19 protein-coding genes and 3 pseudogenes are annotated in these 17,299 nt (G+C 68.1%); 6 read left to right on the forward strand and 16 right to left on the reverse strand.

What is annotated here, in order from left to right; all coding sequences use genetic code 11:
• Window positions 1-105: 105 nt before the first annotated feature.
• The 4 genes and pseudogenes from ACQEXA_RS36525 to ACQEXA_RS36540 all read right to left on the reverse strand — a co-directional run bounded on the left by ACQEXA_RS36525 (window position 106) and on the right by ACQEXA_RS36540 (window position 3,571).
• Entirely contained in the window at window positions 106-1,401 is a 1,296-nt protein-coding gene (locus ACQEXA_RS36525) for a recombinase family protein (RefSeq protein WP_433132190.1), read from the reverse strand.
• Window positions 1,379-2,206 (reverse strand): HARBI1 family protein, encoded by an 828-nt coding sequence (locus ACQEXA_RS36530; protein ID WP_432922256.1) that lies wholly within the window; start codon window positions 2,204-2,206, stop codon window positions 1,379-1,381. Before ACQEXA_RS36530 ends, ACQEXA_RS36525 begins: the two co-directional genes overlap by 23 nt.
• Window positions 2,207-2,346: 140 nt before the next feature.
• Window positions 2,347-2,733, reverse strand: a pseudogene (locus tag ACQEXA_RS36535) (recombinase family protein); the annotation flags it as partial.
• Between the two features lie 421 nt (window positions 2,734-3,154).
• Window positions 3,155-3,571, reverse strand: coding sequence for an NAD(P)-dependent oxidoreductase (locus ACQEXA_RS36540; RefSeq protein WP_433132192.1), 417 nt, complete (start codon window positions 3,569-3,571; stop codon window positions 3,155-3,157).
• 118 nt (window positions 3,572-3,689) lie between these two features.
• On the opposite strand from ACQEXA_RS36540, the gene ACQEXA_RS36545 reads away from it, so the two are divergent.
• Window positions 3,690-4,958 (forward strand): ISL3 family transposase, encoded by a 1,269-nt coding sequence (locus ACQEXA_RS36545; protein ID WP_433128623.1) that lies wholly within the window; start codon window positions 3,690-3,692, stop codon window positions 4,956-4,958.
• Here ACQEXA_RS36545 and ACQEXA_RS36550 read toward each other — a convergent pair.
• The 4 genes from ACQEXA_RS36550 to ACQEXA_RS36565 all read right to left on the reverse strand — a co-directional run bounded on the left by ACQEXA_RS36550 (window position 4,912) and on the right by ACQEXA_RS36565 (window position 7,966).
• The gene (locus tag ACQEXA_RS36550) at window positions 4,912-5,109 is read right to left on the reverse strand and encodes a hypothetical protein (RefSeq protein WP_433132193.1); all 198 of its coding nucleotides are present in this window, start codon (window positions 5,107-5,109) and stop codon (window positions 4,912-4,914) included. The two genes, ACQEXA_RS36545 and ACQEXA_RS36550, sit on opposite strands and share 47 nt — an antisense overlap.
• Window positions 5,110-5,152: 43 nt before the next feature.
• Window positions 5,153-6,448: an ISAs1 family transposase gene (locus ACQEXA_RS36555; RefSeq protein ID WP_433132195.1), complete on the reverse strand. Its 1,296-nt coding sequence runs from the start codon at window positions 6,446-6,448 to the stop codon at window positions 5,153-5,155.
• 118 nt (window positions 6,449-6,566) lie between these two features.
• On the reverse strand, window positions 6,567-7,052 hold the full coding sequence (locus ACQEXA_RS36560) for an NAD(P)-dependent oxidoreductase (protein ID WP_432927673.1): 486 nt from the start codon (window positions 7,050-7,052) through the stop codon (window positions 6,567-6,569).
• 44 nt (window positions 7,053-7,096) lie between these two features.
• Window positions 7,097-7,966: a 3-hydroxyacyl-CoA dehydrogenase family protein gene (locus tag ACQEXA_RS36565; protein ID WP_432939144.1), complete on the reverse strand. Its 870-nt coding sequence runs from the start codon at window positions 7,964-7,966 to the stop codon at window positions 7,097-7,099.
• Between the two features lie 272 nt (window positions 7,967-8,238).
• Here ACQEXA_RS36565 and ACQEXA_RS36570 point away from each other — a divergent pair, with 272 nt between their 5' ends.
• Window positions 8,239-9,153, forward strand: a complete 915-nt coding sequence (locus tag ACQEXA_RS36570; RefSeq protein ID WP_433132197.1) for a hypothetical protein — start codon at window positions 8,239-8,241, stop codon at window positions 9,151-9,153.
• A gap of 119 nt (window positions 9,154-9,272) precedes the next feature.
• Here the strand turns inward: ACQEXA_RS36570 and ACQEXA_RS36575 are convergent, their stop codons facing one another.
• From ACQEXA_RS36575 to ACQEXA_RS36590, 4 genes are all read right to left on the reverse strand, one after another.
• Complete coding sequence (locus ACQEXA_RS36575) at window positions 9,273-10,475, reverse strand: cytochrome P450 (protein ID WP_432927669.1); 1,203 nt, start codon at window positions 10,473-10,475, stop codon at window positions 9,273-9,275.
• A gap of 39 nt (window positions 10,476-10,514) precedes the next feature.
• Window positions 10,515-11,909 carry an NAD(P)/FAD-dependent oxidoreductase gene (locus ACQEXA_RS36580; RefSeq protein WP_432927667.1) on the reverse strand — a complete coding sequence of 465 codons (1,395 nt, stop codon included), beginning with the start codon at window positions 11,907-11,909 and terminating at the stop codon, window positions 10,515-10,517.
• Window positions 11,899-12,126 (reverse strand): ferredoxin, encoded by a 228-nt coding sequence (locus ACQEXA_RS36585; protein ID WP_086722359.1) that lies wholly within the window; start codon window positions 12,124-12,126, stop codon window positions 11,899-11,901. The genes ACQEXA_RS36580 and ACQEXA_RS36585 overlap by 11 nt, the downstream gene beginning before the upstream one ends.
• A 290-nt stretch (window positions 12,127-12,416) precedes the next feature.
• Window positions 12,417-12,854, reverse strand: coding sequence for a glutaredoxin domain-containing protein (locus tag ACQEXA_RS36590; RefSeq protein ID WP_432939141.1), 438 nt, complete (start codon window positions 12,852-12,854; stop codon window positions 12,417-12,419).
• 273 nt (window positions 12,855-13,127) lie between these two features.
• Here ACQEXA_RS36590 and ACQEXA_RS36595 point away from each other — a divergent pair, with 273 nt between their 5' ends.
• Together ACQEXA_RS36595 and ACQEXA_RS36600 are read left to right on the forward strand one after the other, a co-directional pair.
• Entirely contained in the window at window positions 13,128-13,325 is a 198-nt protein-coding gene (locus ACQEXA_RS36595; protein WP_432927665.1) for a hypothetical protein, read from the forward strand.
• Window positions 13,322-14,374, forward strand: a complete 1,053-nt coding sequence (locus tag ACQEXA_RS36600) for a copper resistance D family protein (protein WP_433132199.1) — start codon at window positions 13,322-13,324, stop codon at window positions 14,372-14,374. Before ACQEXA_RS36595 ends, ACQEXA_RS36600 begins: the two co-directional genes overlap by 4 nt.
• Window positions 14,375-14,828: 454 nt before the next feature.
• Here the strand turns inward: ACQEXA_RS36600 and rpsR are convergent, their stop codons facing one another.
• The 4 genes and pseudogenes from rpsR to rpmG form a co-directional block, all read right to left on the reverse strand.
• Window positions 14,829-15,074: a 30S ribosomal protein S18 gene (rpsR, locus tag ACQEXA_RS36605; RefSeq protein ID WP_432927661.1), complete on the reverse strand. Its 246-nt coding sequence runs from the start codon at window positions 15,072-15,074 to the stop codon at window positions 14,829-14,831.
• 121 nt (window positions 15,075-15,195) lie between these two features.
• Window positions 15,196-16,079 (reverse strand): annotated as a pseudogene (locus ACQEXA_RS36610) (GTP-binding protein).
• Complete coding sequence (locus tag ACQEXA_RS36615) at window positions 16,076-16,333, reverse strand: type B 50S ribosomal protein L31 (protein WP_432927659.1); 258 nt, start codon at window positions 16,331-16,333, stop codon at window positions 16,076-16,078. The pseudogene ACQEXA_RS36610 and the gene ACQEXA_RS36615 overlap by 4 nt, the downstream one beginning before the upstream one ends.
• A gap of 5 nt (window positions 16,334-16,338) precedes the next feature.
• Window positions 16,339-16,503: a 50S ribosomal protein L33 gene (rpmG, locus tag ACQEXA_RS36620; protein WP_059126096.1), complete on the reverse strand. Its 165-nt coding sequence runs from the start codon at window positions 16,501-16,503 to the stop codon at window positions 16,339-16,341.
• 74 nt (window positions 16,504-16,577) lie between these two features.
• On the opposite strand from rpmG, the pseudogene rpmB reads away from it, so the two are divergent.
• Window positions 16,578-16,813, forward strand: a pseudogene (gene rpmB, locus ACQEXA_RS36625) (50S ribosomal protein L28).
• Complete coding sequence (rpsN, locus tag ACQEXA_RS36630) at window positions 16,813-17,118, forward strand: 30S ribosomal protein S14 (protein ID WP_433132201.1); 306 nt, start codon at window positions 16,813-16,815, stop codon at window positions 17,116-17,118. Before rpmB ends, rpsN begins: the two are co-directional and overlap by 1 nt.
• The last annotated feature ends 181 nt before the right edge of the window (window positions 17,119-17,299 follow it).

Here is a 17,299-nt window from a genome sequence, read left to right on the forward strand (position 1 = left end):
CAGTGCTGGAGGGGACAGTGCCGAGCCCGCGAAGCCGAGCGCTTCCAAGCCGGCCAGCGACGCGAAGGCAAACGCTAGGTGGTTGCCCGCTCTGGCCGCCGCGAGCTAGAAGGCATCGGCGAAGTCGTCTTCCTTTAGTATCAGGCGGTTCCGTACGTCCCGGGGGATCAAGAGTTTCATGTGGATGCGCGGCGCGCGCACGCCCTCTACCCTGGTCCGCTTGATCTTGCATTTGACGCCGATGCGGTGCAGGTCGGCGGCCATGGCCTCCATACCGCCTTCCTCCCAGCGGGCACGGAACGACTTACCGTTGTGAACCGCCACCCACCGATCTTTGGTTGAGTCAGGGTCCATGGCGTCCAGTTGCTTGATGAGATCGTCCAGCGTCTTTTCGGCTTGCTCCTTGGTGAAGCGCGTCTTCGTGAATCGGCCGCCCGGCTCAAGTCCGGTCATGTAGTAGCTGACGGACTCTTCGAGGCGCTTCTGTTCCTTCCGTGCGTCGGCTCCCTGCCGGTACTCGCGGGTCATCACCGGCTCGTCGCCCAGAACCTTCAGGACGTCGTCAACGAGCCTGCGATAGATCCCGTCCGGGTTCGGCGCGCCTTGGCCCCCGCTCTTGCACTCGTTGCACCGCAGATACGTGTACGCCCTGCCGTTGTAGGTGGTCTTCTTCACCCTCATGTTGGTGCCGCAGTCGTGGCAGATCAGGACTCCGAGGAACTTGGTTGCCCCCTCGGGGTTACGGGGCGGCTGGTCCCGTCGGCGTTGGTCCAGCGCCTGCCGAAGGCTGTTGAACTCGTCCTCAGTGAAGATGGCGTCAGCTACGCGGATGGGCTTGGCGTCACTACCGAGAACGATCTTCGAGCGCCGTACGCCGCCGTTCTTGTCCTCTTCTACTCGGTACCCCATGAGCGCCGGATTTCTGAGTCGTCGGATGAGAGTCGACGTTGTCAGCCCCGGTCCGCAGAGCTTGGAGCGTACGAGCACCTTCGCCATGCGTCGGGCGGATGCCGGCTGTGCTCTCGTGGCTGCCTTGCGGCACCAGTGCAGCGCCCTGTAGGCGCTCTTGCTGATGACGAGAACGACCCTGCCACCCTCGTCTTCCGCTGTCTCGTAACCGTATGCGGGCTTGCCCACAAGCCAGTCGCTCTGTGTCTTGGTGTAGTCCCACAGGCTCGCCACGCGGGTGCTCGTGTTGGCGGCCTCGATCTCGGCAATGCCGCCGATGATCGTGACCATGATCTTCCCGGCCCTCGTGGTCAGATCGATGGAGTCGTTCTTGGAGACGAGGTTCTTTCCGTACTTCAGACACCAGTCGATCATGGTGCTGAGGTCAGTGAACCTTTCCCGGTAAGCGATCATGCCTGTGTGTGAACGTTCAGATGGTGCGGTCGTATTCAAGTTGGAGTAGGACGAGGGCTGCGGCGGCGATCTGGGTGATGCGGCTGGGATCGAGGCTGACCCGCCGCAGGGCCTTGAAGGTGGTCTTGAGCAGGGCGTTCGCGCGTTCGCACATCCCGTGGATACCTCGGATGACCTTGTTGAAGGTCTGCTGGGCTTCGGTGAGTTCACCGCCCGCGGGCTTCTTGACCGGGTGACGGAAGCCGTCTCCGGCGTTCTCGTAGCCGAGGTCGACCAGGGTGAGGGTGCCCAGTTGGTCGGCGAGCCGGTTCAGCGCATCGAGCAGCCCGTGGTGGCGGGCGCAGGTAGTGTCGTGCTCGCGGCCGGGCCGCACCGGCGAGACCCAGATCGGCCAGCCGTCCGGGGCGGAGATGACCTGCACGTTGCCGCCGTGATGCTTGTGCTTCCCGGACCACCAGAGGTCTGCCCCGTTGGGCCCCGGGGCCGCGACACGGTCGGTGCGGATGACCGTGCCGTCCAGATTGAGATGGGTCAGGCCGGCCGCCTTCGCCCGTTCCAGCGCGGTGGCCAGGTCCGGTGCCCCGGCCGCCAGGACCGTCAGCCCTTCGTGCAGGTATCGGTAGGCGGTGGACGTGGACAGGGCGTTGTCGCGGGCGAGTTGGGCCAGGCGGGTGCCGTCGATGAACCAGCGCAGGATCAGCACGGCCTGCTTGAAGCAGCCCAGGGCGCGGCGCCCGCGGCGGGTGCCGACCTCGGTTCGATGGCTTCGCAGGAGCCGGGCCAGGTGCTCGGCGGTGGAGCGCCGGACATCGAGCACGGCGGTGTATGTGACACTGGTCGGCACGTGAGGCCCCTCGGTCGGATCTTTCTGTTGCAAGATCGTTCCTACCAGGGGCCTTACGCCTGCCCGGAGTTGGGAGTGCACCACGAGACACCCGGAGGCGATCACACTCAGCGACCGCCGGTTACCGAGAAAGGCTCAATAAGGCGCCGTACGAAACGGTCCAGCTTCCAGAAGAGCAGTACGTCGAACTCCGGCACCCGGTTGTTGAGCCAGTCCCCGAGCTCTTTGCGCTTCCAGGGGGGAACCTTGGTCGCCGACACGTTGAGGTCACTTGCGACGCCGACGACTCGATAGCCGCGTTCTCTGGCGAGCATGCGTAGATCAAGCTCTTGCCGGGCCGGTGACGTCGTATCGTCCGTGAGGACGGACAGGCGCACGGACAACAGAGCCCGCGGAGCGTCGTCGGGTAACAGGTCCTCTGCCTTCTTCAGCTCCTTTAAGAGCGCAAGGTCGGCCTTCGTCCACTCGATCTCGACGGCGTACTGCTTCTGGTCTGTCGCGCTTCGCGTCCTGGTTCGTTTCCCCATACCAATCAACGTACTTCGTGCATCCAGATCGGCCCGACGGGACAGAAGCTGCTGCCGCTGACGGTCAAGAGCGCGGCACCGGCGCCTGCGGCGAGTGGGCACGCGCACTGAGGTGAGCTAGCCGCTGTGAGACCACTCGAGCCCCCTCCCTGAATGGGAGGGGGCTCGACGGCTCACTGGGTCCGCACTCGGTCAGTCTCGGTACCGGCGATCCACGTTGTAGGCTCGTGCTGACCGTTGGCATGGCCCGCCGTTCTTGGCTGTGGGCCCGCGCTGGTGTACGTGGGCAATCCGTCTTCGAGCCATGGGGCATGATCCCCGGATCCGCCCTGATCCCCGGAGGTGCTCCCCGACATCCAGAGCTGACTCCCAGGGGAGTGGTCGGCGGCAGCTCGCGATCGCTGCTTGGGCGCACCGCCCTTCACGTCAGCAGGCGAAGCGGAGAACCTGCCGCCCAAGCTGCGATGTCTTCGACGGCATCGCGGTAGAAGACCTCGTACAGGTCCCGGCTCACGTATCCGATGTGCGGGGTCACCACGGCGTTGTGCACGGAGCGCAGAGGGTGGTCGGCGGGCAGTGGTTCGCGGTCGAAGACGTCCAGTGCCGCCCCCGCGATCGTTTTCTCGTTGAGAGCCCGCAAGAGGGCAGTCTCGTCTATCACAGGCCCTCGTGACGTGTTGACCAAAATCGCTGTGGACTTCATCGAGCGCAATTCACGCTCGCCGACCAGTCCGCGTGTCCGCTTGCTGAGCACGACGTGAATGCTCAGTACGTCCGAGCGAGAGAACAGGGCTCTCCGGGCATGAGTGTGGGCTGGTGGGTGGGATCTCGGGGTCAATGTATTGATCGGGTTGGATCGTTCCGCCTGGGGTGGTGAAACGTAGGACGCGCACGGGGCGGACCGTAGATTCGGAGGCTGTCGAAGGCCGTACCGAAGCTACAGGAGTCCACGCACCGTGCGCGTCACCACCGCATTCAACCGCCTCCTGGAGCTTCCTGGCGTGAGCGTCACCGACGTGTCGTTCGGCGAGGACCGGGTGATCGTGGACGTGGCGCTGACCCGCCGGTGTCTGGCCTGCCCGGAGACCGGCTGCGGTTTCACCACCCGCACGCGTTACGACACCAGGCCGGTGTCCTCCTGCTGGAGGCACCTGGACCTGGGCCGCTGGGGCCTGGTCGTCCGGGCCGGCCTGCGCCGCCTGCGCTGCCCCGAGCACGGCGTCAAGATCGAAGCCGTGCCCTTCGCCCGGCACCACTGCGGCTTCACCCGCGACTTCGAGGATGTCATCGCCTACCTGGCCACCCGCACCGACAAGACCACCATCACCCGCCTGCAGCGCATCGACTGGCACACCGTGGGCCGCATCTGCGCCCGCGTCGTCGCCGACGGCCTCGACGAGGACAGACTCGACCACCTGGTCACCATCGGGGTGGACGAGGTCAGCTGGAAGAAGCACCACAACTACCTGACCCTGGTCACCGACCACACCGGCAAGAAGATCGTCTGGGGATCCGAGGGCAAGGACAGCGAGACCCTGGACGAGTTCTTCGATGAACTCGGCCCCGAGCGCGCTGCAGAACTGGCCGCGGTCAGCATGGACATGGGGCCGGCCTTCGCCAAGAGCGTTGGCGAAGAAGGCCACGCCCCGCAGGCCGTGATCTGCATCGACCCGTTCCACGCGGTCAAGCTCGTCGGTGACGCCCTGGACGCCGTGCGCCGCGAGGCATGGAACGAGCTGCGCCAACTCGGCGATCAGGCTGCGGCAAAGAAGTTCAAGGGCGCCCGCTGGAGCCTGCTGAAGAACCCGGAGAACCTCACCGACGAGCAGGCCACGACCCTGCGCAAGCTCAAACGGAAGGGCGGCGGAGTCTGGCGAGCCTACCGGCTCAAGGAATCCTTCCGCGCGATCTTCGCCGGGGACCTGGACGCCGGCGAGGCAGGCGAGTTGATCGACCGCTGGATCTCGCAGGCCCAACGCTCCCAACTGCCCGCGTTCATCAAGGCAGCCAAGACCATCCGCAAGTTCCGCGACGGGATCCTGGCCTCCATCCGCCTGAAGATCAACAATGGTCGGGCCGAAGGCCTCAACAACCACGTCAGGCTACTGATCCGCCGCGCCTACGGCTTCCACACCGCCACAGCCGCCCTCGCCCTCGTCATGCTCACCTGCGGACCCATCACCCTTGTCCTACCCCACGAACGACCCCGAACCCGGACCGGCTGACCCACATCCATGCCCGGAGAGCCGAGAACAGCTCGTCGCGTGAAACGTAGGCCACGCCCTTCGCCCGCGCGTCCTCCGGTTTGAGGTTCTGGCTCCAGGCGATCGTGTCCATGCCGAAGGCCGCACCGATTTCTGCTACCCGGGTGCCCACGGCCCCGGCGTTGTTCCGTTACGTCCGACTTCGTAGTAGTTGATCAGATGCCGTAGACGGCGAAGGCGTCGTTGTGGTTGAGGAGATCGCGGCGGGCGTGGGCGATGTTGGCTCGTCCGGCGAGGCGGAACGTGCTGCCCAGGTTGCGGAAGCTGGCCAGGGTTCGGGGGGCGGTGCCGGTCCGGACCTGGGAGTTGTCCTCGTGGAAAGTGACGTCCCGCACCCAGTGGATCTTGTTTTCGATGGACCAGTGGGCCCTCTCGTAGTGGTTGAGGTGAGCGGGGCCGGCGAGGTGGGCGGGCATACTGGTGACGCCGAAGACGATCTCCTTCCCGGTCCAGGTGCCGTCGAGGCCGCCGGTGTCACGGCGCAGGCGGAAGACCTGTCCCGCGCCGGGGAAGAGGGCGTCGTCGGCTTGGGCGGTGCGGATCGTGCGGCGCTCGGTGCGCCCGTGCCCACGGTCGTCCTCGGCCTCGGTGGTCTCGGTCCACTCGGCGTCGGTGCCGGCCAGCAGCGCCTGGGCGGCGGCGCGGGCCAGCGGCTGGTTCCCCTTCAGGATCAGGACGTAGTGGGCGTCGAGCCGGTCCGTGATCAGGCGGGCGGTCTTCTTTGTGGTGTGCAGGGCATCCAGGGTGAACACCCATCCAGGCAAGGCGAGTTGGGCCAGCAGGGTGCGGGCCGCCTCGCCCTCGCCGCGCTTGTCCGGAACCTGGGTCTGGCCGAGGACCGCGCCGCTGGCGTGGGCGACCGCCCCGACCAGGAAGACCCGCCCCGATTCGGTGCGGGCGCCGGTCAGGGCCTTGCCGTCGAAAGCCGCGGCGGGCAGGAGCCCGGCCGGCGCCGGGTGTTCCACGGCCCGCTGGGCGGCGCGGCGCTGTTCGCGCTCGATGGGCCCCGGGGTGCACGGGATCTCGGGCGCCGTTGCGGTTCCGGCCGCGACTTCGGTGACGTAAGCACAGGTCGCCGCGTCCAGGGCGTCGGCGTCCAGGTCGGCGAGCACGCGGCGGAAGGTGCGTTCGCTGGGTACGAGGTACTGGCCGGCCAGCGGGTCGTACCGGGCGCCGATGCGTGCCAGTTTGATCTGCGGGGCGCGGGTGGCCCACTGCCAGATCGCGGTCACGGAGTCGCCGCCGACCACCAGCGTCGCGCACGCAGCCAGCACCAGGATCACCACCAGAGGATGCCGCCGCCCTCGCTCCGCGCGCCGGTCAGGGACCTGGCGCAGCCTGCTGACCAGCGCAGACTCCGCTGCCGCAGGGTCGGCGGCGAGCTCGGCCTCCCACAGCGCGAGGTCGGTGAGCTGGCCAAGGACAGAGCTGATCAGAGAGGATGCGGACACGAGCGCGGCTCCTGAGACGATCTTCTGGCGTAGGAACCTGAAAGGTCATCAGAGGCCGCGCTCGCCTCGCAACTTGCCACCTCACCCCACGGACAAACGACCCAAAACCCATCAAAGATCAACTACGCCGGGGCCGTGCCCGGGTGCCCAGTCGTCCCAGGCCCAGGATTCCCAGGGTGGCGCCGCTCAGACTCGTACCCAGCCCCACTTGCCAGCCGCCGGAACGTACGGACGCTACCTGCTGTGGAATCAAACGTGCTGCGGAAAGTATCAGTCCCCACGTAAGTTCAACGGTCGGGTGTGAGAAGTAACCTGTTCCGCAGACGGTGATGCCCAACTCTCGGGCGGCGTGGAGATCGATCGCCGCGTTGACAGGGGCGGTGGTGACGAGCAACCGCACTTGAGGCAGTTGGCCCAGCGTCGATGAAGGAAATGGTGTGCGCTCACGCATAGCCACCACTACGTCGTAGTCGGCCAAAGCCGCCACGGTCGCTTCCTCGTTGGCGAACGGCCTGTTGAAGACGTCTGTGTGAGCGTCCAGCGAATCCCAGTCAGCCAGACTCAGAGCAACATTCTGATAGTCGTCCAGAATCGCGATCTTCATCGTTCCTGGCTTCCCTCGTCGGTCTCGAATGGGCGGCCGAAGCGTCAGCCCTGATGGCGGTGGGTGTAGAAGCCCTGTCCGGTCTTGACGCCCAAGTGGCCGGCGTCGACGTACTTCTTCAGCAACTGGCGAGGCCCTGTGGGCAGGTTCGGGTTCTCGGCGGCGTAGTGGTTCTCGATGTCCAGGACCACGTCCAAGCCGACCTGGTCCATCATCTGGAAGGGCCCGGCGGACCCGCCCATGTTGATCTTCCGCATCTCGTCGATGTCCTGTGGTGTGGACACCCCCTCGGCCACCTCTTCGAGGGCTTCGCGCTTGATGGCCGCCCTGATGCGGTTGAAGATGAAGCCCGTTGACTTCTTGTGCGCCTCGAACGGGAACACCCCGTACCGGGGGAGCTCCCTCTTGAGCAGTTCCATGATGCCCGGGTCGGTACGGCCGTCGGACATGAGGTCGACGGCGTTCTGTGCGGGCGGCATGGAGAAGTGCATGTTGAGCACCCGCTCGGGGTGCTCGACCCGGTCGATGAACTCGCTCGACGCGTAGGAGGAGGAGTTGCTGGCCAGGATCGCGTCGGGTGGCGCGGTGCGGTCGAGTTCCCCGAAGATCTCTTTCTTCAGGTCCAGGTGCTCGGGCACGGCCTCGACCGCGAGCCAGGCTTCGGCGAGGGCTTCGGCCATGTCGCCGGTGATGACCACCCGGCCCGGCTTGCCGCCCTCGGCCTTCGCGGCGACCTGAGCCACGTTCTCCTCGACGTACTTCCGCGCTGCCTCCCCTGCCTGCGCGGACTTGTCGAAGATCCGGACCAGCCCACCCCGGCCGGCGAACATCAGCGCGATCCTGCGGCCGAGGGTGCCTGCCCCGATCACGGCGACCGGACGGTTCTCCATGTCGGTGGGAAGGGCGAAGGCCATGATCATGCCTGCTTTCGTGACGGTTGCTGTGAGGGCGCACACCGGCCACCCCAGTCTCGGCAGCGGCCTTGTCGGACAGCGACCGGAGCGGGCCGTACGAGGGCGGTAGACGTGAAGCACCTGCGGGGAAGGCCTGCCCGGTCCGCTCTCCGCCTCTCCGTTGTGCCCGGTCTCTTCCTCGGGTGGCCCAACGGGAGTCGCGCGGCAGCGCGGATGGGACTGCGATGGAAGGCGCAAGGAGGCCACCGAGGAGAGAGGCGAGGGGTGCCGAGGTGTGGGACGAACTGATGGTGCTGGCGGCCGTGTCCGGGAGCATTCTGCGGGTCGGCATCGCGGACGGACGGGTGGAGACGCTGGTCGGGGATGCGGGCTCGTTCCCGGACGGGATCGTGGTTGAGTCCGGGACCGTGTACTGGACGACGATGGGCACGCCGACCGTCGATCCCGCCAAGGGCTCCGGGGAGGCAGCGCAGGACTTCTCCCGGCGTAACGGCGGCCTGCACGCGATGCAGCTGGACGGCACCGGTCGGCGGGACGTGGTCTCGCCCGGCACGATCACCACTGGTAAGCAACTGACGTCTGACGGCGCCGGGTTCCTGTACTGGTGCGACCGGGAGGGCCGCCGGGTCGGTGGGGTGCGGACGGACGGCAGCGGCCTGACCGATCTGGTGGTCAACCCGCCCGGCGACATCTCCCAGGAGTGCGTGGGCGTGGCGGTGGATCCCGTCCACGGATACCTCTACTGGACGCAGAAAGGCCCGGCCAAGGGCGGCAAAGGCCGTATCTTCCGCGCCGGCCTGGAGCTGCCGACCGGGGAGAGCCCGGAGCGGCGCACGGACATCGAACTGCTCTGGTCCGACCTGCCCGAGCCGATCGACCTGCACCTCGACGGTGACTGGCTCTACTGGACCGACCGTGGCGCGCCGCCGGGCGGAAACACGCTCAACCGGGCCTCGATCCCGGCAGCGGGAGCATCGGGCGAGCCCCCGCAGATCCTGGCGAGCGGCTTCGCCGAGACGATCGGGCTGGCTGTCGACCCGGCCGCCGGCGTCGCCTATGTGTCCGATCTGGGCGGTCACATCCGCGCCGTTCCGCTGCCCGGCGGCCCGGCCGAAGAGGCAGGGGAACATGACATCGCGTCCCTCTCCCATCCACTGACGGGGATTGCGGGTCTCAGCAGCCGCTGAACGCCGGCACCGCCACGGCTCTTTCACGATCAGGCCTGGCCACGGCTGCGTTCCGGGACTCCCACCCCGGTCGTGGTCGTCTCGATCTTCGAGGGTCGGGGTGAGAGATTCCGCGGCGCTCAGGCCGTGACGCCCTCGATCGCCACGGGAAGGTGACGGGGGCCGCGCAGCACCGCGTTGGCCCGGTACGGCGGCGGGTCTTCGAGCAGTCGGGAGAACTTGACCCGGCGGAACAGTTCGGGCACAGCCAGATGGAGTTCTATCCGGGCGAGGGGGGCGCCGAAGCAGTAGTGGATGCCGGTGTAGAAGCCCAGGTGCTCGTTGTCCTTGCGGTCGGGGTCGAACCGGTCGGGGTCCTTGAAGCGCTTGGGGTCGCGGTTGGCCGCGGCCAGCATGAGCCAGACCGGCGAGCCCTTGGGGATCGTGGTGCCGGCGACGTCGATGTCGGCCAGGGCGGTGGTCCACGGGACGAATTGGACCGGGGGCTCGTACCGCAGCACTTCCTCGATGAGCGGGACGGCCAGCTCCGGCTCCTTCTGGAACCGCTCAAGGATGTCGGGGTGGCGCAGCAGGGTCAGGGTCGTGTTGGTGATCGCGTTGACGGTGGTCTCGTGGCCGGCGACCAGGAGCAGCACCGCGGTGGCCTCCAGGTCTTCCGGTGTCATGTCGGGGGCGAGTGCGCTGAGAATCCCGGGGCCGGGGTGGCGGCGCTTGGTCTCGATCAGGTCGGACAGGTAGGCGCCCAGGTCCTGGCGCGCCTGCTGTCCCTTTGCCTGGCCTTCCTCGCCGGCTTGTGGATCGAGTGACGATGCCAGGGCATCGGCCCAGCCGTGGAAGCGCGGTTCGTCCTCGCGCGGCACGCCGAGGACCTTGCAGATGGCGGTGACGGGCAGGGGGTAGGCGAAGTCCTCGACGATGTCGACCTGGTCCTTGCCTTCGAAGGAGTCGAGCAGCTCGGTGACGACCTTGGACAGGTCTCCGCGCAGGTCGTCGAGGAACCTGGGGCTGTGCGGGGGACCGAACGGCCGGTTGATGGTGTCGCGCAGCCGGTCGTGTACCGGCGGGTCGGTGAAGATGAAGCTCGGTGGCAGGCCTGTGTCCTCCGCTTCTGCTGTGCGGGCGTAGCCGGGTGGACGGTTGCGCGTGTCGTTGCTCAGCCGCGGGTCGTTGGCCAGGCTCCGCACCTCGTAGTAGGTGCTGACCAGGTAGGTGCCGTCGTCCTCCCGCCTGACCGGTGTCTTGCGCAGTTCCGCGTACAGCGGGTACGGATCGGCTCGATTGGCGTAGTCGGTGATCTGCGCGGAGATGGTGCCGGACGTCATGGCGTCTCCTCGGGGCTCTGGGCGGCACAGGGCCGGTGATCAGGCATATGACGGAGTGAACTCGACACGCCGCTCGCTCGGTGAGTGACCCGTCAGCGTGACGGTGGGGCCGTGGGTGGGCAGGTGGGGGTCGGGGAAGGCCGGGTCGACCGGCTGCAGCGTCTCGGTTCGGCGGTCGACCGAGCGGTACTCCGGGGGGAAGGGCGCTCCGGCCGCGATCTGCTGCTCGTAGAACCCCAGCCACTTGCCTCCGTCGAAGGACGCCGCGGCGATGACGCGGCCGCGGTACCCGTACACCGCCACGAACCGCGCCTCGGCGAGCGTCCCCTGGGCGACGACCAGTTGGTCGGCCAGCGGGGGAACACCCACCGACTTGATGTTGACACCGAACTGGGAGGACCAGAACATCGGCAGCCACAGGTGAGGACGGCGGTCCGGACCTGCACAGATCATGTTGTGGGCGGCGATCTCGGCCTGTTCGACCGCGTTGCCCCAGTGCTCCAATGCCAGGAACTGGTAATCGAACAGCGGGTGGGGGCTGCGTGCGACGTCTCCGGCGGCGTAGATGTCGTCGGTGACGATGCCGTTGACGTCGAACACCCGGCACCCGGCGTCGCATGCGATCCCCCGGGGACCCGCGGCCACACCCGAGCCGGCGAGCCATTCGGTGTTCCGCATGGCACCGAGCGAGACGACCGCCACCTCCACGTCGATCGCCGAACCGTCGGACAGATGGGCGCGCCTGAGTCGTCCCACGTAGTCGCCCTCCAGGGCAGTGACGCTGATGCCGCAGCGGAGGTCGACTCCGTGCTTGCGCTGCAGCCCGTCCGCGACCGAGCCGACCACTCCGCCGAGTGCGCCCACCAGCGGTGCCGGGCCGCGTTCGGCGACCGTGACCTCAAGGCCCAGCTCCCGGCAGACGGAGGCGACCTCGGAGCCCGTGAAACCGGCGCCGATCACCAGCACCCGGGACACGCCCCCGGTCAGCTTCCGGTGCAGGCGTGCGGAGTCGTCGCGGGTACGCAGCACGAACACCCCGTCCAGCGTGGCCTCTTCGGGGTGGATCCAGGGTCGCGCTCTGGTCCCGGTGGTGATCAGCAGGCGGTCGTAGGGGACGGTGTCGCCGTTCGCCAGGCGTACCTGTTTGGCGTCCCGGTCCAGGCCCTCGGCGGCGACGCCCAGACGCCATTCGGCGTCGATGTCACGCCGCCGCGGCAGCACGGTGTCCTCGGGCCGTGCCCGTCCGAGCAGCGCCTGCTTGGACAGCGGCGGCCGGTCGTAGGGTTCGTACGGCTCGTCGCCGATCATGGTCAGCGATCCGGTGAAGCCCTGGTCGCGCAAGGTCTCCGCCGCGCGCAGGCCGGCCAGCGAGGCTCCGACGACGACAATGCGGCCCTGGCGCCGCAGGACCTCGACGTCCGTGTCAGCCGACATGGGGCTCCACACCCTTCGTCGGCTCGTCCGAGTAGTCGACGAGAATGGCCTGAACCGGGCAGGCGGCAGCTGCCTTCTCCACCCGGTCGCGCTGTGCCTCGTCGAAGCGAGGGGAGAACAGCAGCGCTTCGTCCCCGTGCAGGGAGAAGACGTCCGGGGCGAGGAAGACGCACTGCGCGAATCCCTGGCACCGGTTGAGATCGACGACAAGCCTCATCTGGAACCCGCTCCCTGATCAGGTCGCGGTCGCCACAAGCTCCCGCAGCCCTTGCGCTCGGTCCACACGATCTGTTGGCATGCCTCACCATCAGAATCGACTCCTTCGGAGCGGCACGCAAACCGGAGCGGCGGCTTGGGAAGCCGTCTCTCCGTCGAAGGGGATCGGGGGACGGACACGGGCCCGACGGGGTAGTAGCCGCTGCCGCTGACGGTCAAGAACGCGGCACCGGCTCCTGCTGCGAGTGGGCACACGCTCCGAAGTGCGGCCCCTGGCGACACCGCTCCTGGTCACACCGAGCGGGAAAGCTGTTCACGCACCCATGAAGGATCGGGGTTGACGTACGGCTGACCCGCCACGATGACAGTCGGCACGGTTTCATTGCCCTCGTTGACCGCTCTCACCGCTGCCGCTCCAGCCGGGTCGCGCCAGATGTCGACCCAATGCAACTGGCGGGCGCTACGACCCAACCGGATGCGCAGCCGCAGACAGTACGTGCAGCCCGGCCGCCAGAAGACGACCGGCCGTCCGTCGACCGCGCTGCGGCTCTGCGCCTCCAGCGCACCGATCGACCTCGGGAAGATCAGGGGTGAGTTCACGCCTGCGAGCAGCACGAACATCAGCAGGAGTACGGCGGCCGCGCCGAGGTTCTCACTGTGGATCAGCCCGGTCGCAACGACCGAGCCGCAGAGGACGAGCAAGGTCGGCAGGATCCAGGCGCGCGTCATGGTGACGCAGGCTATCGACAAGTCGAAATGCTTCGAACCAGGCCGGTTGGTTTTGTGCGCAGCCGAGCGCACTCCCCGGCCGTCCTGGGGCCGTTGAAAGGGCGCACGGCACCCACCCCGGGACGCGCACGGCACCACCCACCCCTCTCCCGCCCAGTCCGCCTGGGCCGCCGATTTGAAGAATCCTTGAAAGAAACAACCATTGATCATTCAAGTTAGGAATGCCTAACCGAACCTCGCTCTGGATGTTCCTCCCTCCAAGGACGGTCGGCCATGCCCCCGCTCAGCCCGTTTCCGCCTGCCCTGCCACTCGCCGTGGCGCCGCCCTCGACTCCCCTCGGCCCGTTCGAGGACAGCGCCGTTGCGTGGGCGGCCTGGGTGACGTTGATGGGCCTCGTCGGGCTGACGGCCCTTGCGCTCGTGGCCGCGGGACCGCCCGCCGGATCGGACCGGGCACGCTCGCTGCGGTGACGGTCCGTCTGTCCCGCGCGGCGGTGGTGCTCGGGCTTCTGGCCGTACCCGCCGTCCTCACCGGGCTCGCCCACGGCGCGTCGGAGGACGGCAGCGGCTACGACTACGGTGCGGCGTGGAGCGCGCTGTACGACGGCAGCAACGCCGGCCGTCTGTCCGGGCTGGAGGTCACCCTCGTCCTCGCCGGTGCCGTGGTGCTCGCTCCGCTCTGCGCGCGCCGGGTGGCGGCGGGTCCGGCCCGGAGGTGGTTGCTGGCCGTCGGACTGGGGGCCGGCGCGGTGGCCTTGGGGACCACCAAGTTCCCGGACGAGGTACCGGAGGACTGGGACCGCACCATCTTCGAGACGCTGATGTGGATGCTGCACCTGCTCGGCGGTGCGGTCTGGCTGGGTGGACTGGCGGGCCTGGCGCTGCTCGCGCTGCCGGGCGCGGTCGGCCCCGCCGAACGGGAAGCGTTCTGGTCGCCGTCGATACGCCGCTTCTCCGCCGCCGCGATGAGCTGCGTCGCCGCCATCGCCCTTTCGGGTCTGTTCCTGTACTGGGAGCACGTCGACGGTCCGTCCCAGCTGCTCACGACCATGTACGGGTGCGTGCTCGGCGTGAAGATCCTCATCTTCGGCGTCCTGCTGCTCCTCGGTGCCTTCAACCAGTTCTGGCTGCACCCGAGGATCGACGCTCTGCGTGCCACAGGCGACGTACGCCCGCTGCGCACGGTCCTCGTCCGGGAGTTCCCCGTCGTGGTGACGGTCGAGACCCTCCTCGGGATGGTGTTGTTGTTCGTCGCGCCATTCCTGCACGGTTCGGCGCGCAACCAGGCCTTCCAGGCCGACGTGGCCAGGCGCTCCCCGGTCCTTCCGGACGACCTGCCCAAGCTCCCGCCCAAGGAGGTCAGCGCGTCCACGTGGGTCTGGGGAACGGCCGAAACTCTTGTCCTCGTCGCTCTGTTGGTCGCGGGCTACTGGTTCTTCGGCAGGCTTGCCCGCCGGCGTGCCGCGGCCGCGGCGGGCGCCACGACGAGCAACCCGGGCGACCTCGTCCAGGCGTCGTGAGACGAGGCCCCCGGCTTGGGTGGCGAACCGTCAAAGGCTCACCCCGCAGCGGCCATACACATCGGCCCGACCGGGATGAAGCCCGTGTGGCGCGGTCTATCCCTCACCCGCCCGGTGGCGGCGGCATGACCTGAGCCGCGGACGGCGAAGGCGACAGGGCGGCTTCGGGGGACCGCCCGCGGCCTCGCTCATCTCCGCACCTCCTCCGTATGGGGTAAAAGGGTCCCCCGTTTGCCCCATTGATGACACAACTCGCCTGATTGATCGGCGCGTTGGAAGTAAGGAGATTTGACCGTGCCCCGTCGCAACGTCAGCATATGCTCATGACATCCATTTCCAATATGAGTGTCGCCGGAGCCGCCGGACCCGTACGGGAAGCGTCGACGCGGGTCGGCACAGGCCGGCCGTACGCGGACGGCCGGCCTGTGGTCTAGGGTGTCTATGACGCCCACGTCTACCGGGAGTTGTAAGGCAGCAGCGCCATCTCACGTGTGTTCTTGATGGCCTGCGCAATCTGCCGCTGCTGCTGACGCGTCACGTGGGTCACCCGGCGGCTGCGGATCTTTCCGCGGTCGGAGATGAACTTCCGCAGCAGGTCGGTGTCCTTGTAGTCGATGTACGTGATGCCCGCGGCGTCCAGCGGGTTGGCGCGCCGGCGCTTGGCCGGCTGCCGCAGGGTGCTCGTGCGTCGGGGGGGCATGGTCGGGTCGGTCCTCTCTCCATGGGGTGGGGTCGGCCATGCGGGTTCCGCGGCTCACCAGGCCGGACGAGTGGATGCCGTCATGTCGTCGGGCCGGAGCGTCACCGGAACGGGGCACGGTTCAGGCCACTGGGTCGAGCAAGTCGTCGAAGGCGTGCGGCAGTTCCTGCCAGCCCTCCCTGCCCACCGCGTACTCGTCGTCGGTGAGCAGGCACGAGTCGAGCAGGGCCGGCAGACCCTCGCGGTCCAGGCCGGGTGAGGTGAAGGTGAGGTACTGGCAGCGGTCACCATGCTCGGGGTGCCAGTTCAGGGAGGCCGCGACGCGACGTTCGGCAGGAACCATCTCCCAGGCGGCATCAGGCAGCGCAGCCAGCCAGGGCCCGGCCGATTCCACACACAGTGCCCCGCCCGCGGCGTCCCACGACAGCAGGGTGTCGGGCCGGTCGGCCAGCCAGAACCGTCCGCGGCTGCGGGCGGCGGCGCAGGTCAGCTCCTCCAGCGCGGCATAGAGGCGCTGTGGGTGGAAGGGCCGTTCACGCCGCCAGACAAGGGTGCTCACGCCGTGCTCGTCGCACGCCTGCGGCAGCAGGGCAACGGCAGGACGAGTCCCGGGTCGACCGCGGTGGCGACCCCGGTCAGCATCAGCGGGGCTCCTGCGGCGGCGATGACGGGGGCCATGCCCTCGGGTTCGACGGAGTCCCACAGTTCCACGACGGCCAGCCGGTGCCTGCCCTCCCGCGCAATCCGCAGCAGTTCGGGGACGAGGTCCTCGCGCAGCGCGCAGCACGCGCAGTCGTTGACCAAGGGGGCGTCGCCGCGGGCCAGCAGGCCGCCGGCGTCACGTACCGTGCGGTGCACCGCGCTGTCGACGGCGGCCGTCAGGTCGTGGTACAGCGCGACCGAACCGGGGACCGTGCGCAGGATCTCTTCCACGGCGGCCCGGCGGGCGTCGGCGTGCAGTCCGGCGACGATCGCGACCGGCAGCCGCGCCTGGTCCTCGCTCACGGCTTGCTCCGTTCGTGTCCGTAGCGCCGCTCGAAGCGCTCGACCCGTCCCGCGGTGTCCAGGACCCGCTGGGTGCCGGTGTAGAAGGGGTGACTCGCCGAGGAGATCTCGACGTCGATGACCGAGTAGGTGTTGCCGTCCTCCCACTCGACGGTCTTGTCGCTCGTGGCCGTCGACCGGGTGAGGAAGGCGAAGTCGGCGACCTTGTCGCGGAAGACGACGGGGCGGTAGGCGGGGTGGATTCCGGGGTTCACGGCTGTCAGCGCTCCTCACGGAAGTCGACGTGGCGGCCGACGAGCGGGTCGTACTTGCGCAGCGTCAACCGGTCCGGGTTGTTACGGCGGTTCTTGCGGGTCACGTAGGTGTAGCCGGTGCCGGCGGTGGACCTCAGCTTGATGATCGGGCGCAGTTCGTTACGGGCCATGGGCAGCACCCTACAGGAGATTGGTTTTCATTTTCATTTAGCGCTACTGTGCTGCCACCCCACGAGGAGGAAACATGTCCGCCCATTGCCAACTCGCCGGTCGGCAGCCCGGCTTCGGCCACCACATCTCCCACTCGCACCGGCGCGGCAGGCGCCGCTTCGACCCGAACATCCAGCGCAAGCGCTACTGGCTGCCGAGCGAAGGACGCCACGTCCGGCTCACTCTCTCCGCCAAGGGCTCAAGACGGTCGATGCGATCGGCATCGAAGCAGCGGTGGCCCGCATCCGCGCCCGGGGAGGGAAGATCTGATGGCGAAGAAGAGCAAGATCGCGAAAAACGATCAGCGGCGCCGGATCGTGGCCCGCTTTGCCGCGCGCCGCGCTGAACTCAAGGCGATCATCTCGTCGCCCCGGACGTCCGACGACGAACGCGCCGCTGCACAGAGGGAACTGCGCCGGCAGCCCCGCGACGCCAGCGCCACCCGCCTGCGAAACCGCGACGCAGTGGACGGGCGCCCCCGCGGCCACCTTCGTGCCTTCGGCCTGTCCCGCATCCGCGTACGCGAGCTGGCCCATGCGGGCGAGCTCCCCGGCGTGACCAAGAGCAGTTGGTGACCCGCACTGGATCCGCTCACCATGCAAGGTCGCACCGCGGCCTTTCCTCAACGAGGCGCCCGCGCGGGTGGCAACCCCGAGTCGGGTGACGTAGGCCGGCCTTGCTCCGCTGCGCGCCGGCGGGGCGAGCGAGGGCGAGGTTGCCGCAGGCGTGGACGAGCGGGCCTTTTCCCAGTCGGCG

The organism is Streptomyces sp. CA-106110, from assembly GCF_050936285.1.
GTDB lineage: Bacteria > Actinomycetota > Actinomycetes > Streptomycetales > Streptomycetaceae > Streptomyces.

Bases quoted from the DNA above. Each gene is read 5' to 3' on its own strand.
- ACQEXA_RS36560 (WP_432927673.1), bottom strand. From the start codon at position 7,052: ATGAAGATCGCGATTCTGGACGACTATCAGAATGTTGCTCTGAGTCTG.
- ACQEXA_RS36565 (WP_432939144.1), bottom strand. From the start codon at position 7,966: ATGGCCTTCGCCCTTCCCACCGACATGGAGAACCGTCCGGTCGCCGTG.
- ACQEXA_RS36575 (WP_432927669.1), bottom strand. From the start codon at position 10,475: ATGACGTCCGGCACCATCTCCGCGCAGATCACCGACTACGCCAATCGA.
- ACQEXA_RS36580 (WP_432927667.1), bottom strand. From the start codon at position 11,909: ATGTCGGCTGACACGGACGTCGAGGTCCTGCGGCGCCAGGGCCGCATT.
- ACQEXA_RS36585 (WP_086722359.1), bottom strand. From the start codon at position 12,126: ATGAGGCTTGTCGTCGATCTCAACCGGTGCCAGGGATTCGCGCAGTGC.
- ACQEXA_RS36590 (WP_432939141.1), bottom strand. From the start codon at position 12,854: ATGACGCGCGCCTGGATCCTGCCGACCTTGCTCGTCCTCTGCGGCTCG.
- ACQEXA_RS36595 (WP_432927665.1), top strand. From the start codon at position 13,128: ATGCCCCCGCTCAGCCCGTTTCCGCCTGCCCTGCCACTCGCCGTGGCG.
- rpsR (WP_432927661.1), bottom strand. From the start codon at position 15,074: ATGCCCCCCCGACGCACGAGCACCCTGCGGCAGCCGGCCAAGCGCCGG.
- rpmG (WP_059126096.1), bottom strand. From the start codon at position 16,503: ATGGCCCGTAACGAACTGCGCCCGATCATCAAGCTGAGGTCCACCGCC.
- rpsN (WP_433132201.1), top strand. From the start codon at position 16,813: ATGGCGAAGAAGAGCAAGATCGCGAAAAACGATCAGCGGCGCCGGATC.